Here is a 15,986-nt window from a genome sequence, read left to right on the forward strand (position 1 = left end):
GGGCGTTTAGCCGATCATCGCGCGAATCTTGTTGGCCAACAGTTCCAGGGCAAACGGTTTGGCGACCATGTCCATGCCTTCCTCGAGAAATCCCTGTCGCTCGGCGGCGTTCTGCGCATAGCCAGTCATGAACAGCACTTTCAGCCCGGGTCGATGCTGCCGAGCGATTTCCGCGAGTTGCCGGCCATTCATGCCGGGCAAACCGACATCCGTCACCAGCAGATCCACGCGTACATTTGATTCGAGGACTGGCAGCGCGGATTTCGCATCCTCGGCCTCGTAAGCGCGGTAACCCAACTCCTTGAGCAGATCGAGCACCAGCATTCTGACTGCCGGATCGTCCTCCACCACCACAACGGTTTCCCCGGCAATCGCCTCTGGGGTTTCGAACGCCTCAGCGACAGGTTCAGTCTGCGCTGGCATCGCATAAAGTCGAGGCAAATACAGCCGCACACAAGTGCCCTGACCCGGCAGGCTGTCGAGACTGACGTGACCGCCAGATTGTTGGGCGAAGCCGTAAATCATCGACAACCCGAGCCCGGTGCCCTGGCCGATCGGTTTGGTGGTGAAAAACGGATCGAACGCCTTGGCCCGCACGGACGGGGTCATGCCGCTGCCATTGTCACTGACGGCGATCATCACGTAATCCCCGGCCTGCACCGGTTCCAGCGTGGTGATGTCGGTGCCGTCGAGGTAGACGTTGGCGGTCTCGATCAGCAGTTCACCGCCCTCGGGCATCGCATCGCGTGCGTTGATCACCAGATTGAGCAGGGCGTTTTCCAATTGGCTGACGTCAGTGCTGATCGACCAGACGTCGTCGGCCATGTTCAGCGAGAGCTCGATTGGATCGCCCTTGGTCCGGCGAATCAGGTCTTCCAGCGAATGGATCAGCTCGTTGACGTCGAGGGTCTTGCGGTCGAGCGACTGGCGGCGGGAGAACGCCAGCAGTCGGTGGGTCAGCGCTGCCGCACGGTTGGCCGACGACACCGCCGCCTCGGTGAAGCGTCCGATCTCGTCGGCGCGGCCATTGGCGATATAGCGCTGCATCAAGTCGAGGCTGCCGATGATCCCGGTCAGCATGTTGTTGAAGTCATGGGCGATGCCGCCCGTGAGCTGGCCGACCGCTTCCATTTTCTGCGCATGACGCAAGGCGTCCTCGGCGCGCTCGCGCTCGAACATCTCATTCTGCAAACGCTGGTTGGCCTTGGCCAATTGCTCGGTCCGGGCGCTGACCCGCTCTTCGAGGGTTTCGTTGAGGTTGCGCAGGGCTTCCTCGGTTTTTTTACGTTCGGTCTCATCGATCACGAAAATGTAGAAACCGTTCACCGCGCCATCCGGCCCGTGGCGTGGCAGGTAGTTCATCAGGGCATGCCGCGAACTGCCATCGCGATGCGGCGTGTACAGGCTGTAAGAGCAAGGTCGCCCGGCCAGCGCCTCGGCGATGTATGGCGCACGCAGGAAATACGCTTCTTCGCCGATCACCTCGCGAATGGTCCGGCCGTACAGCTCCTGCGGAGTCAAACCGTACCAGTCGAGGTACGCGGCATTGTTCAGGCGAAAGCGTTCTTCCTGATCGACATAGCTGATCAGGATCGGCATGGCGTTGATGATCAGTTGCAGCTCGGTCTGGCTCTGCCGCAGCGCCTGTTCGGTGTGCTTGCGCTCGGTCAGATCCAGCGCCGCGCCGAGAAAACGCACCGGCCGGCCGTGGTGATCCTTGTAGCAGCGGCCCCGGGCAAACACCCAGCGCAGCGTGCCGTCGGGTTGCAACAAACGGTATTCCTCGGCGTATTCGGTGCCGTGGGTGATGCAGTGCTTGATGCTGCGCGCAATCAGGGCGCGGTCTTCAGGGTGTACGCCTTGCAGGTAATCGCTGATGGGCAGTTTTCCGGAAAGGGCCGGATCGACGCCGTGCAGTTGCGCGAAATGCGCGTCGGCGATGAAGCGGTCTTCACCGATATCCCAATCCCAGGTGCCGACGGCGTCGGTGGCGGCCAGCGCCAATTGCAGGCGCTCTTCGGTTTCACGCTGGGCCTTGAGGCTGTTTTCCGAACGCTGCTGGAGTTCCAGGGCAATCCGCCGGCGCTCGTTGGTTTCGATGGCGGTGACCAGAATCCCGGCAACCTGAGCACTTTCGTCGCGAATCGGGCTGTAGGTCAGATCCAGCCAGAAGTCGGATTCCTTGCCGTCACGCTGCAAGGTAAAGCGCCGTTCATTGTAGGAGCGCACCTGGCCTTGTAGGACGGCGCTGTAAATCGGGTCAGTGAATTCCCGAAGTTCTGGCCAGATAAGGTGCGCAGGTTGTCCGAAAGCGTGCGGATGCTTGCTGCCGGCAAGCATCGCGAAGCCGTTGTTGTAGATCTGCGTGAGCTGCGGCCCCCAGAGCAACAGCATCGGCATCGGCGAGTGCAGCACGATGTCCACCGCAGTGCGCAGGCTCTGCGGCCATAGGCTGGCGTCACCGAGCGGGCTGCGACTCCAGTCGGTACGGGCGATCAATGCCTGGGCGTCATCGTGGGTGGGTGCAGCGTTCATCACTTGTATCCTGGGCATCTGTCGGTAAGGCGGCGTCTACTATGCTTGCAGGACGATAGACGCTCAACGGCCGATTGCGTCACGACGGCGGGTCATGTCTGAACATTGAAAGCTTAGCGGGTGCTTTTTGCCATGGAAATCGACGCACTGTTAATTCGTCTGGCCAGTCAGCACGGTTCGGACCTGTTCCTCTCCACCGGAGCGCCACCGAGTGCGCGTTTTGATGGCGTGCTGACGCCGTTGAGCGACCGACCGTTCAAACCCGGGGAAGTCGCGGCCATCGCGGTATTCCTGATGGACGCCGAACAACACCGGGAGTTCGACCGGGATCTGGAAATGAACCTGGCGATTTCCCGCACTGGCATTGGCCGGTTTCGGGTCAACATCTTCAAGCAGCGCAATGACGTTTCGATCGTGATCCGTAACGTCAAACTCGACATTCCGCGTTTCGAGGACCTTAAGCTGCCACCGGTGTTGCTGGAGTCGGTAATGCTCAAGCAGGGGCTGATCCTGTTTGTCGGTGCTACCGATTCGGGTAAATCTACTTCACTGGCGGCGTTGATCGACCATCGCAACCGTCACAGCAGCGGGCACATCATCACCATCGAGGACCCGGTGGAGTATATCCATCGCCATCAACTGTCGATCATCAACCAGCGCGAAGTCGGGGTCGATACCCGCAGCTTCCACGCCGCGCTGAAGAACACCCTGCGCCAGTCGCCGGATGTGGTGCTGATCGGCGAAATCCGCGACCGTGAAACCATGGACCATGCGCTGGCATTCGCCGAGACCGGGCACTTGGTGCTCTCGACGCTGCACGCGAACAACGCCAATCAGGCGCTGGACCGGATCATCAACATGTTCCTCGACGAGCGCCGTCCTCAGTTGCTGCATGCGTTGGGCAATCACCTCAAAGCGTTTGTTTCACAGCGGCTGGTACGCACGATTGATGGGCGGCGGCGGCGAGCGGCGGTGGAGGTGATGCTGGGGTCGCCGACTATCGCTGATCTGATCCGCCGCAACGAATTCGGTGAGCTCAAGGGCATCATGGAAAAATCCGCTGAGGCGGGCATGCAGACCTTTGATGAGGCGCTTTACCGGCTGGTGCTGGAGGGGGCGATCAGTGAGGAAGAGGCACTGAAACATGCCGATTCGCAGAACAATTTGCGGCTGCGGCTGAAGTTGCATGCCGATACAGAACCGGCCCCGCCGTCGCCGACATCGGGCGACTGGGGCTTGATGGATTGAAGCTGACCCCTGTGGGAGCCAGCCTGCTGGCGATAGCGGTGTGTCAGTTTCATAATCTCTTACAGACACACCGCTATCGCCAGCAGGCTGGCTCCCACAGTGAATCGGGTGGTCAGTCAGCCAATTCCATTCGGTTGCGGAATTGCTCCAACGCCTCGGGATTCGCCAGCGCATCGGTATTCTTCACCGGCTCACCATGCACCACATTGCGCACCGCCAACTCAACCACCTTGCCGCTGATGGTGCGCGGAATATCGGTAACCGCGAGGATTTTGGCCGGCACATGCCGTGGCGTGGTGTTGGCTCGAATCACCTGACGGATCTGTTGTTGCAGCGCGTCATCGAGTACCAGCCCATCCTGCAAACGCACAAACAGCACCACACGCACATCGTCCTGCCATTGCTGCCCGATGGCCACGCTGTCCAAAACTTGCGGGACTTTCTCGACCTGACGGTAAATCTCCGCGGTACCGATGCGAACGCCACCGGGGTTAAGCACCGCATCCGAACGGCCATGAATGACCATCCCGCCATGCGCCATCTGCTCGGCATAATCACCCTGCGCCCAGACCCCGGGAAACAAGCTGAAATACGATTTGCGCAGTTTTTCACCGTCGGCATCGTTCCATAGGCCAATCGGCATCGCCGGGAAGTGACGGGTACAGACCATTTCCCCTTTCTCGCCAATCACCGGACTGCCCGCGTCGTTCCACACCTCAACCGCCATACCCAGGCTCTTGCCCATGTTCTCGCCCCGGCGTACCGGCGATATCGGGTTACCGTTGACGAAGCAGGAAACGATGTCGGTGCCGCCAGACATCGAACTCAGGCACACGTCCGATTTGAAATCGCGGTACACGAAGTCGTAGCTCTGCGGCGACAGTGCGGAGCCGGTGCAAAGCAAAGTCTTGAGACTGCTCAGATCATGCTGTTCACGCGGCTTGATGCCACTGGTTTCCAGAGTAGCGAGGTATTTCGGGCTGGTGCCAAACACGCTGATGCGCTCATCGTCGATCAACTCCAGCAAGCGTTCGTTGCCCGGATGGAACGGCGAGCCGTCGTACAGCACCACCGCGCTGCCGACCGCCAGCGCCGAGACCAGCCAGTTCCACATCATCCAGCCGCAAGTGGTGTAGTAGAACAAACGGTCGCCGGGGCCAAGATCGACATGCAGGCCATGTTCTTTTGCATGTTGCAGCAGTACGCCGCCGGTGCTGTGAATGATGCACTTGGGCACACCCGTGGTGCCGCTGGAATACAGCACGTACAGCGGATGATTGAACGGCACTGGTACAAAGTGCGGTTCGCCACCGGACTGATAAAAATCGTCCCACAAGGTGACGTTGGCATCGGTCCGATAATCGTCGGCGCGGGCCTGCGGTTTGGCGTAAGGCACGATGATCAACTGCTGCAACGATGGCAGTCGTTCGAGGATCTCGTTGACCTTGGCGGTCTGGTCGATTTCTTTGCCCGCATAGCGATAGCCGGCGCAGGTGATCAGCACTTTCGGCTCGATCTGACCGAAGCGGTCGATCACCCCGTGCGTGCCGAAGTCCGGCGAAGAACATGACCAGATCGCCCCAAGGCTGGTAGTCGCCAACATGGCCACAAGGGTTTGCCAGGTGTTCGGCATACACGCCGCCACCCGGTCGCCGAGGCCGACACCAGCCGCTTGCAGGCTGGCCTGGAAACCGGCGACATGTTCTGCCAGTTCAGCCCACGTCAATTGTTCACGCTGGCCGTTTTCCGCCACGGCGATCACTGCTACGGCATCGTCGCGGCGGCGCAGCAGATGCTCGGCGAAGTTCAGGGTTGCGCCGGGAAACCATTCGGCGCCGGGCATCTGGCTGCCCTCGCGCAGCACAGCATCGGGTTGGGTATGAAAACGAATGTCGAAGCAGTCGACGATGGCCTGCCAGAACGCTTCGCGCTGCTCGATGCTCCAGGAGTGCAGATCGGTGTAGGTAGTCAGGTTCAAGCCATGGCGCTGATTGATCAGGCGCCGGAAGCTGTCCATGCGTGACTCGGCGATGCGTTTGGCGTCGGGCTGCCAAAGGATTTCGGACATGGATTTGCCTCTTGTTTTATCTTCAGATCGCTTCGCGGGCAAGCCACGCTCCCACGGGTTTTGTGGTGTTCACAAAACCTGGCTACAACCCAAATCCTGTGGGAGCGTGGCTTGCCCGCGATGAACGATAACGCGGTTTTACGGCCTGCCTACTGCGCCAACCAGCCGCCATCAATATTCCACGCCGCGCCACGCACCTGGCTGCCGGCCTCGCTGCACAAAAACAGCACCAATTCCCCCAAATGCTGCGGCGTAACAAACTCCAGCGACGGCTGTTTCTCCGCCAGCAAATCATGCTGCGCCTGCTGCGGATCAACACCCTTGGCCGCACGATCATCAATCTGCTTCTGCACCAACGGCGTCAGCACCCAACCCGGGCAGATCGCATTGCAGGTGACGTTGCTGGTCGCGGTTTCCAGACCGACCACTTTGGTCAGGCCGATCACCCCGTGTTTCGCCGCCACGTACGCGGCTTTGCCGGTCGAGCCCACCTGACCGTGTACCGAGGCGATGTTGATGATCCGCCCCCAGCCCTTGCTGCGCATACCCGGCAGACTCAGGCGCGTGCTATGAAACACCGACGACAGGTTGATCGCAATGATCGAATCCCAGCGCTCCACCGGGAATTCCGCCACTGCGGCAACGTGCTGGATGCCGGCGTTGTTGACCAGAATGTCGACGCCACCAAACTCGCGCTCGGCGTAGGCGACCATGTCGGCAATCTGCGCCGGATCGCTGACGTCGGCCGGGTGATGCCCGACCTTGCCACCGAACTGGTCGACCTCAGCGATCACCTTCGAGGCATCGCCAAAACCATTGAGAATCAGATTGGCGCCAGCCTTGGCCAGGCACAGCGCGATGCCCAGACCGATGCCGCTGGTGGAACCGGTAACCAGTGCGGTTTTGCCCGAAAGAGTCGTCATCAATACCTCACACAATGCCAGTGGCGTAGAAAGTGCCGATCACTACGAAAACCGCCAGGGTCTTGATCAGCGTAATACAGAAAATGTCTTTGTAGGCTTCGCGGTGAGTCAGGCCAGTCACCGCCAACAGTGTGATCACCGCGCCGTTGTGCGGCAGGGTGTCCATGCCGCCGCTAGCCATCGCGGCCACACGGTGCAGCACTTCCAGCGGAATATTCGCCGCATGGGCAGCGCTGATGAACTGTTCGGACATCGCCGCCAGCGCGATGCTCATACCACCCGACGCCGAACCGGTGATGCCGGCCAGCAGGGTGACGGTGATCGCTTCGTTGACCAGTGGATTCGGAATGCCCTTGAGCCAGTCGGCCAGCACCAGAAACCCCGGAAGAGAGGCAATCACCGCACCAAAACCGTATTCCGACGCGGTGTTCATTGCCGCCAGCAGAGCACCGCTGACCGCACTTTTGCTGCCTTCCGCGAGTTTGCTGCGGATCGCCTGAAAGCCGAACGCCAACACCATCAGAATGCCCACCAACAGCGCGGCTTGTACTGCCCAGATTGCCGTGAGTTTGGCGATTTCGGTGGTCACCGGGGTGGCCATGCCCGGCAGCGAGAGGCTATGGGTTTTGCCGTACCACTGCGGAATCCAGTGGGTGAACAGCAGGTTCATGATGCCCACCGCCAACAGTGGTGAGATGGCCAGCCATGGGTTCGGCAGTTTGAGGTCTTCGGCGGTTTCCGGCTCGTTGCGCAACTCGGTGCCGTAGCCTTCACCGGCGCGCTGGGCCTTGTTGCGCTGACGTTGCAGAAACAGCATGCCGGCGCAGAACACGAAAATCGTCCCGATCAAACCCAGCCACGGCGCTGCCCATGCGGTGGTGTTGAAGAAGGTACTGGGGATGATGTTCTGAATCTGCGGCGTGCCGGGCAGGGCATCCATGGTGAACGAAAACGCGCCGAGGGCGATGGTCGCCGGGATCAGGCGTTTCGGAATGTTGCTCTGACGGAACATCTCCGCAGCGAACGGATACACCGCAAACACCACCACGAACAGCGACACGCCACCGTAGGTGAGCAGGGCGCACACCAGCACGATCACCAGCATTGCCTGGCGAGTGCCGAGCAGGCGAATGGCGGCGGCGACAATCGAGCGCGAGAATCCGGACAGCTCGATCAGCTTGCCGAACACCGCACCGAGCAGAAAGACCGGAAAGTACAGTTTGATGAAACCGACCATTTTTTCCATGAACACCCCGGTGAAGGCAGGGGCGACGGCGGAAGGATCGGTGAGCAGGACAGCGCCGAGGGCGGCAATCGGGGCGAACAGGATAACGCTGTAGCCACGGTAGGCGGCGAGCATCAGCAGCGCGAGGGCTGCCAAGGCAATGATCACACTCATGGAGTGCTCCTTCGAATTGTTATTTTTGTGGGTGTTGCTGGTGGGGATGAGCGATAGCTAGATGTGTGCCAAGTAGCTAACCTTTTGATAAATATAGATTTATTGCTTTTTGATGACTTGATTGTTGTTAGATTGTCTCAATAGTGAGATTTTCTTTGTGCCCGAAAAGATCGCAGCCTTCGGCAGCTCCTACATGGGACTTGTATCAACCCTGTAGGAGCTGCCGAAGGCTGCGATCTTTTGATCTTTAAAATCCCGTCTACAAAAGAAGACTAAAGTCTCGTTATTGAGACTATACAATCCCCAACGCCACCATCTTCTTGTAAAGCGTCGACCGTCCAAGCCCCAACCGCGCAGCCGCCTCAACCACCTTGCCCCCACATTGCGCGAGGGCTGATTGAATCAACTGGCGATCAAATCGTTCTCGCGCCTCGCTGAACGTCTCCTGCTGTAACGGTTGCAGTGCCACTACCAACTCTCGCTCCACGGGCGTAAACGTGCCAATCGCTGCACGAATGTCATTGGCCGTCAGCATCAAGTCATCACTGAGCAACGCCGCCCGCTCCAGCACGTTACGCAACTCGCGAATGTTCCCCGGCCAGGCATGCTCTGCAAGCAGACCCAATGCTTCGCGGTCGAGTTCGTGTTGGCTGCGCAGCTCTTCAAGAATCGCCTCGCTGAGCGCCGGCAGATCATCCAGACGCTCGCGTAACGGCGGAACGTTGATCGGCAGCACATTGAGGCGATAGTACAAATCAGCGCGGAACTCCCCACGCTTGATCGCCGCTTCCAGATCGGTAGAGGTTGCGGCAATGACGCGCACATCGCTTTGAATCACTTCGTTGGAACCCACCGGTTCGAACTCTTTTTCCTGCAAAACCCGCAAAAGTTTGCTTTGCAACGGCAGCGGCATGTCGCCGATTTCGTCGAGAAACAACGTGCCACCCTGAGCGATCTGCAGCTTGCCGGTGCGGCCCTTGCGGTCGGCTCCGGTAAAGGCCCCGGGTGCGGTGCCAAAGAACTCCGCTTCAAGCAGCGCCTCGGGAATCGCTGCGCTGTTGATACTGACGAAAGCCTTGTGCGCTCGGGGCGACGCACCGTGGATCGCCTGAGCCAGCAACTCCTTGCCGGTGCCGGTTTCGCCGAGCAGCAACACCGGTGACTCGGCACTCGCACTACGCCGCGCGCGGCGTTTGACTTCGAGGCTGGCGGCGCTGGTGCCGATGAAGTGGGCGAAGTTGTATTTGGTCTGGCGCGCACGCAGCAGCGAGCGGGTCGAGGCCAGTTCTTCCTGCATGCTCAGGTAGCGCTTGAGCATCGGCGACAGGCTGCGCAATTCGTCGAACAGGGCGAAGCCGATAGCGCCGATCACGGCGCCAGCATCGTCGTGGATTGGCAGACGCATCACTACCAGCGGCTCTTTCGGTGTGTCTTGCATGTCCAGAAGAATCGGCCGGCCGCTGCGCACGACTTCGCGCAACAGGCTGCCGGGAATCACGCTTTCGCAGGGTTTGCCAATCGCACCCGCAGCCGATTCAAGACCGAAGCGGCGTGCGTAACGCTCGTTCATCCAGACGATGTTTGCGTCGCGATCGACGATCACCGTGCCTTCGCTCGACTGCTCGATAATCTCGAACAACGAACGGATCGCCAGCGTGCGAACCCGTTGGTAATCCTTGAGGCTTTCGGTGGTGTTCATGGGCAGAAGTCCTGAATTTTTCAGCTGAACGGGCCTCATCGCGAGCAGGCTCACTCCCACATTTGAAACGCATTCCCTGTAGGAGTGAGCCTGCTCGCGATAGCCGTAATGCGATTTAAATTAATGCACTTACCCCGGATGCGCCGCCGCCAACAGCTCTTTGGTATAAGGATGCTGCGGCGCATCAAACACATCATGGCTGGGCCCGCGCTCCACCACTTTGCCATCCTTGATCACGATCATGTCGTGGGCCAAAGCACGTACCACCGCCAGATCGTGACTGATAAACAAGTAGGTCAATCCGTGTTTTTCCTGAAGATCGCGGAGCAGGGCGACCACTTGTTTCTGCACCGTGCGATCAAGCGCCGAAGTCGGCTCGTCCAGCAGAATCAACGCCGGTTTCAGCACCAGAGCACGGGCGATGGCGATGCGCTGGCGTTGGCCGCCGGAAAACTCATGGGGATAACGATGACGGCTTTCCGGGTCGAGGCCGACTTCCTTGAGCACACGAATTACCTGGTCGTCGCACTCATTGGCAGTCGATTGGCAATGTACCTCCAGACCTTCGCTGATGATCTGCGCCACTGACATTCGCGGACTGAGACTGCCGAACGGGTCCTGAAACACCACCTGCATCTGCCGGCGCCAAGGCCGCAATTGCTTCTGATCGAGACCGTCGAGCGCTTCGCCCTGAAAGCGAATGCTGCCTTCGGAATCAAGCAGACGCAGGATTGCCTGACCCAGCGTCGATTTGCCCGAGCCGGATTCGCCGACGATCCCCAGCGTCTTGCCACGCTGGATATTCAGGCTAATCCCGTCCACGGCGCGCAGGTATTGCTTACGCTGAAACAGTCCGCCGCCGACAACGAAATCGACGCGCAGATCTTCCACCTCCAGCACATTCTCGCGCTCGTCCCGAGGCAGCGCTTCACCCTCCGGCTCAGCGTTCAGCAGCACGCAGCTGTAAGGGTGTTTCGGCTCGGTGAACAGGGTTTCGCACTCAGCCTGCTCGACGATTTCCCCGGCCTTCATCACGCAGACCCGCTGGGCAATGCTGCGCACCAGATTGAGGTCGTGGCTGATCAGCAGCAGCGACATGCCAAGACGTTGTTGCAGGGATTTGAGCAGCAGCAGAATCTTGCGCTGCACAGTGACGTCGAGGGCGGTGGTTGGCTCATCGGCGATCAGCAACTCCGGCTCGCAAGCAAGGGCCATGGCGATCATCACCCGTTGCCGCTGGCCGCCGGACAATTGATGCGGATAGGCCTTGAGTCGCTCTTTCGGTTTCTGGATGCCCACCAGTTCCAACAGTTCGAGAATGCGTTTTTGCGCCGCTTTGCCGCCGAGGCCACGATGCACCAGTAGCGTTTCACCGATCTGTTTCTCGATGCTGTGCAGCGGGTTCAGCGAGGTCATCGGCTCCTGAAAGATCATCGCGATGCGATTACCGCGCAGTTCGCGCAAGACCTTGGGCTCGGTACCGACAATTTCCTGGCCGCGATAGCGAATGCTGCCAGTGGTTTGCGCATCGCCTTCGGGAAGCAATTGCAAAATCGAGTGTGCGGTCACCGACTTGCCGGAACCCGACTCGCCAACCAGCGCCAGACACTCGCCGGGGCGAATATCCAGGCACAGGTTGCGCACCACGGTCTGGCCGTGGAAAGCGACGTTGAGGTCGCGGATTTCGATCAGGTTTTCACTCATATAAGTGTCCGGCTCGCTTTTGCAAAATCAGGATCGTGGATCAAAGGCATCGCGCAGCGCCTCACCAATGAACACCAGCAAGGACAGAATCAGCGCCAGAGTGAAAAACGCGGTCAGTCCGAGCCACGGCGCTTGCAGGTTTTGCTTGCCCTGGCCGATCAGTTCACCCAAAGAGGCGCTGCCGGCCGGCATGCCAAATCCGAGGAAATCCAGCGCCGTCAGCGTGGAAATCGCCCCGGTCAAAATGAATGGCAGGTAGCTCAACGTGGCGTTCATCGCGTTCGGCAGAATGTGCCGGAAAATCACTTTGCGGTCGGTCAGGCCCAACGCCCGGGCTGCCTTGACGTATTCAAGGTTGCGCCCGCGCAGAAACTCGGCGCGCACCACATCGACCAGTGCCAGCCATGAAAACAGCGCCATGATCCCCAGCAGCCACCAGAAATTCGGCTCGACGAAACCGGAAAGAATGATCAGCAGATACAGCACCGGCAATCCTGACCAGACTTCCAGCAATCGCTGCCCGATCAGATCGACCCAGCCGCCGTAATAACCCTGCAACGCACCAGCGGCAATGCCGATAAGCGCGCTGACAAAAGTCAGCATCAAGGCAAACAGAATCGACACCCGCGCACCGAAAATCACCCGTGCCAACACATCTCGCGCCTGATCATCCGTGCCCAGCCAATTGACCGAGGAGGGTGGACTTGGCGCAGGCTGGTTGAGGTCGTAGTTCGGCGTGTCATCGCTGAACGGGATCGGCGGGAACAGCATCCAGCCACCGTCCTTGCGGATCAGGTTCTGCACGTAGTCGCTGCGGTAATCGGCCTGGAACGGCAGCTGTCCGCCGAACTCCTGCTCGGTGTGGCGCTTGAACACCGGGAAATACCATTGGCCCTGATAACTGACGATCAACGGCTTGTCGTTGGCGATCATTTCGCCGCCGAGGCTCAACAGGAACAGGCCGATGAACAACCACAGCGACCACCAGCCGCGACGGTTTTTCTTGAATCGTTCGAATCGACGACGCCCCAGAGGCGAGAGCTTGAACATCAGGCGTTCCTCGCGGCGAAGTCGATACGCGGATCGACCAGCGTGTAGCACAGGTCGCCGATCAGTTTTATCAGCAGGCCGAACAGAGTGAAGATGAACAGCGAGCCAAATACCACCGGGTAATCACGCGAAACGGCTGCTTCGTAGCTCATGCGCCCGAGGCCGTCGAGGGAGAAAATCACCTCAATCAGCAACGAACCGGCAAAAAACACGCTGATGAACGCCTGAGGAATTCCGGAAACCACTAAAAGCATCGCATTGCGGAACACATGTCCGTAGAGCACGCGGCGTTCGCTCAAACCTTTGGCCCGGGCTGTCACCACGTATTGGCGGGTGATTTCGTTGAGGAACGAGTTCTTGGTCAGGATCGTCAGGGTCGCGAAGCCGCCGATCACCAACGCGGTAACCGGCAGCACCAAGTGCCAGAAGTAATCGGCGATCTTGCCAAGGGTTGATAGCGATTCGAAGTTGTCCGAAACCAGTCCGCGCACCGGGAACCAGTTAAGCGACGTGCCTCCGGCAAAGACCACGATCAGGAACATCGCAAACAGAAACGCCGGCATCGCGTAGCCGATGATGATCGCCGTGCTGCTCCAGATGTCGAAATGGCTGCCGTGGCGCACGGCTTTGCGGATGCCCAGCGGGATCGACACCAGATAGGTGATCAACGTCGCCCACAGGCCGAGGGAGATGGTCACCGGCATTTTTTCGAGGATCAGGTCGGTAACCGTAGCGCCGCGAAAGAAGCTTTTGCCGAAATCCAGCTGCGCGTAGTTCTTCAGCATCAGCCACAAGCGTTCGTGGGCCGGTTTGTCGAAGCCGTACTGTTTTTCGATGTCCTTGATCAGTTGCGGATCGAGGCCGCGACTGGCGCGGGAAGTGCTGCTCATGGTCTCGCTGGAACTGCCGCCGACACTGGCGCCGCCAATCCCTTGCAAATGGGCGATGGCCTGTTCGACCGGGCCACCGGGTGCGGCCTGGATGATGACGAAGTTGACCAGCAGAATGATCACCAGCGTCGGGATGATCAGCAGCAGGCGCCGCAGTATATAAGCCAACATCAGTGCGGCCCTCCGGGTCTGCCACGGCCGATTTTTTCGGCGGTCATCTGCTGGTTGGTCAGCGGTGTACTGCTGATTTCCCACCAACTCTCGATGGCTTCGTCATTACTGGCCTGAGTCGCCGGCATGCCAAAACGATTCCACCAGACGGTCGAGGTTCCCGGCGGGTAATAGTTGGGAATCCAGTAGTAATTCCATTGCAGCACCCGATCCAGCGCATGGGCGTAATGCAGCATGTCGCTCTGGGTCGAGGCGCGGATCAGGCCGTTGATCAAGGTATCGACCGCCGGATTCTTTAGCACCATGTAGTTGTTGGCGCCGGGATCGTTGGCTGAAACCGAGCCGAAGTAGTTGAGCAGCTCACCGCCGGGTGAGGTGGTGACCGGATAGCCGGTGACGATCATGTCGTAATCCCGGCTCATCAGGCGATTGACGTATTGCGAGGAGTCGATGCGACGAATGTTGAGGTCGATGCCGATCTGCTTCAACGAGCGTTTGTACGGCAGCAGCATGCGGTCGAGACCGTTTTGGCTGACCAGAAAGGTGAAGCTCAATGGCTCACCCTGGGCGTTGACCAATTGGTCGCCATCGGGTTGCCAGCCGGCCTGCTCAAGTAGCTCCAGCGCCTGCAATTGCTTGTCGCGGATCAGCCCGGTGCCATCAGTTTTTGGCGCTTCGAAGACTTTGTTGAAAACTTCTTCGGGTACCTGTCCGCGCAGCGGTTCAAGGATGCTCAGCTCAGCCGCGTCGGGCAGTTCTCGGGCAGCAAGTTCGGAGTTGGAAAAGTAGCTCTGCTGGCGGATGTACATGTTGCGCATCATCTGCCGGTTGGTCCACTCGAAATCCCAGAGCATGGCCAGCGCCTGGCGTACGCGGCGATCCTGGAACAATGGCTTTTGCGTGTTGAACACAAAACCCTGGGCTGATTGTGGCGCCTCGGTAGCCAGGTGGGCTTTCTGCAAGCGGCCGTCGCTCAGCGCCGGGCTGTCGTAACCGATGGAATAGCCGGTGGCCGAGAACTCACGGTTGTAATCGTAGGCACCGCCGCGCAGCACCTGGCGGGCGACGTCGGTATCACCAAAGTACTCGATGCTGAAATGGTCGAAGTTGTACAAACCGCGACTGACCGGCAGGTCCTTGCCCCACCAGTCGGGATTGCGTTCGAAGGTGATGCTGCGCCCGGAATCGACTTTGCCGACCCGGTAGGGGCCACTGCCTAGAGGCGGTTCATATCCGCCACCGCCAGCGAAGTCGCGGGTCTTCCACCAATGTTCGGGAAATACCGGCAGGGTGGCGATGTCCAGCGGCAAGGTGCGGTTTTCGTTGCTTTTGAAATCGAAGCGCACGGTCAGCGGCGTTTCCACTTCAACGCCTTTGACGTCTGCGAACTGGGTGCGATAACGCAGGCTACCCTGAGTCATCAGCAGATCATAGGTGTAGCGCACGTCTTCGGCGGTAATCGGTTTACCGTCAGCGAAGCGAGCCTTGGGATCGATGAAGAAACGCAGGGACAAACCGTCGGCCGAGCGTTCCATCTGTTTGGCCACCAATCCATAGACGGTATAGGGCTCGTCCATCGAGCGCTGGGCCAGCGGTGAATACAGCATGCCGTCGATCTGCGAGACGCCGATGCCTTTGTCGATGTACGGCAGGATGTGATCGAAGTGACCGATTTCAACCGCTGAGCGGCGCATGGTGCCGCCCTTGGGCGCTTGCGGATTGGTATAGTCGAAGTGACTGAATCCGGCCGGATACTTGGCCGGTTCGCCATAGACGGTCAACGCATGTTGCGGTGCGGCGTTCACACCAGCGGCACTCAGCAGCAGGGCCACGGCAGTGAACATCAATGTGGGAAAAACCAGTCGCATTGTCAGCCTTAAAGCCGGGTGATCGATAAGCGCAAGTTGTACGCCAGCGGCGCGCCAGTCGCCAGCCGTATCATGTAACCGAAACACAACGGCCCACCAAAAGGCGGGCCGTTGCACAGCAAACCGGACGAGGGATCAGTCCTGGCGGCTGGTGACTTCAAGCAGGTGATAACCGAACTGGGTCTTCACCGGGCCTTGCACGACGTTGATCGGCGCGCTGAACACCACGGTATCGAATTCCTTGACCATCTGGCCAGGACCGAACGAACCCAGATCACCGCCCTGACGGCTGGATGGGCAGCTGGAGTTGGCTTTGGCGACTTCGGCGAAATCAGCACCGCCTTCGATCTGGGCCTTGAGTTCGTTGCACTTGTCTTCGCTGGAAACCAGGATGTGGCGGGCAGTGGCTTTAGCCATGGGAAAAATCTCCG

Annotated in this window: 11 protein-coding genes; 1 reads left to right on the forward strand and 10 read right to left on the reverse strand. The window is 59.4% G+C overall.

Annotated elements, in window-relative coordinates; all coding sequences use genetic code 11:
• Nucleotides 1-6 precede the first annotated feature (6 nt).
• The gene (locus tag ACIOZM_RS03200; protein ID WP_401209474.1) at nt 7-2,535 is read right to left on the reverse strand and encodes a PAS domain S-box protein; all 2,529 of its coding nucleotides are present in this window, start codon (nt 2,533-2,535) and stop codon (nt 7-9) included.
• 132 nt (nt 2,536-2,667) lie between these two features.
• Between ACIOZM_RS03200 and ACIOZM_RS03205 the strand changes: the two genes are divergently transcribed.
• Nucleotides 2,668-3,783 (forward strand): PilT/PilU family type 4a pilus ATPase, encoded by a 1,116-nt coding sequence (locus ACIOZM_RS03205; protein WP_401209477.1) that lies wholly within the window; start codon nt 2,668-2,670, stop codon nt 3,781-3,783.
• Between the two features lie 112 nt (nt 3,784-3,895).
• Here ACIOZM_RS03205 and ACIOZM_RS03210 read toward each other — a convergent pair whose 3' ends face one another.
• The 9 genes from ACIOZM_RS03210 to ACIOZM_RS03250 form a co-directional block, all read right to left on the reverse strand.
• Nucleotides 3,896-5,851 carry an acetoacetate--CoA ligase gene (locus ACIOZM_RS03210; RefSeq protein WP_401209480.1) on the reverse strand — a complete coding sequence of 652 codons (1,956 nt, stop codon included), beginning with the start codon at nt 5,849-5,851 and terminating at the stop codon, nt 3,896-3,898.
• A gap of 149 nt (nt 5,852-6,000) precedes the next feature.
• Nucleotides 6,001-6,774: a 3-hydroxybutyrate dehydrogenase gene (hbdH, locus tag ACIOZM_RS03215; protein WP_401209485.1), complete on the reverse strand. Its 774-nt coding sequence runs from the start codon at nt 6,772-6,774 to the stop codon at nt 6,001-6,003.
• A gap of 7 nt (nt 6,775-6,781) precedes the next feature.
• Nucleotides 6,782-8,173 carry a GntP family permease gene (locus ACIOZM_RS03220; protein ID WP_401209487.1) on the reverse strand — a complete coding sequence of 464 codons (1,392 nt, stop codon included), beginning with the start codon at nt 8,171-8,173 and terminating at the stop codon, nt 6,782-6,784.
• Nucleotides 8,174-8,465: 292 nt separating this feature from the next.
• Entirely contained in the window at nt 8,466-9,872 is a 1,407-nt protein-coding gene (locus ACIOZM_RS03225; protein ID WP_401209490.1) for a sigma-54 interaction domain-containing protein, read from the reverse strand.
• 129 nt (nt 9,873-10,001) lie between these two features.
• On the reverse strand, nt 10,002-11,576 hold the full coding sequence (locus ACIOZM_RS03230) for an ABC transporter ATP-binding protein (RefSeq protein ID WP_401209493.1): 1,575 nt from the start codon (nt 11,574-11,576) through the stop codon (nt 10,002-10,004).
• A 27-nt stretch (nt 11,577-11,603) separates the two neighbouring features.
• Nucleotides 11,604-12,626 (reverse strand): ABC transporter permease, encoded by a 1,023-nt coding sequence (locus ACIOZM_RS03235; RefSeq protein WP_401209495.1) that lies wholly within the window; start codon nt 12,624-12,626, stop codon nt 11,604-11,606.
• Nucleotides 12,626-13,687, reverse strand: coding sequence for a microcin C ABC transporter permease YejB (locus tag ACIOZM_RS03240; RefSeq protein ID WP_401209498.1), 1,062 nt, complete (start codon nt 13,685-13,687; stop codon nt 12,626-12,628). The genes ACIOZM_RS03235 and ACIOZM_RS03240 overlap by 1 nt, the downstream gene beginning before the upstream one ends.
• Nucleotides 13,687-15,555 (reverse strand): extracellular solute-binding protein, encoded by a 1,869-nt coding sequence (locus ACIOZM_RS03245; RefSeq protein WP_401209501.1) that lies wholly within the window; start codon nt 15,553-15,555, stop codon nt 13,687-13,689. Before ACIOZM_RS03245 ends, ACIOZM_RS03240 begins: the two co-directional genes overlap by 1 nt.
• Nucleotides 15,556-15,690: 135 nt before the next feature.
• Entirely contained in the window at nt 15,691-15,972 is a 282-nt protein-coding gene (locus ACIOZM_RS03250) for a peptidylprolyl isomerase (protein ID WP_039758565.1), read from the reverse strand.
• Nucleotides 15,973-15,986 lie beyond the last annotated feature (14 nt).

This window comes from Pseudomonas sp. NPDC087346, assembly GCF_044744235.1.
Taxonomy (GTDB): domain Bacteria; phylum Pseudomonadota; class Gammaproteobacteria; order Pseudomonadales; family Pseudomonadaceae; genus Aquipseudomonas.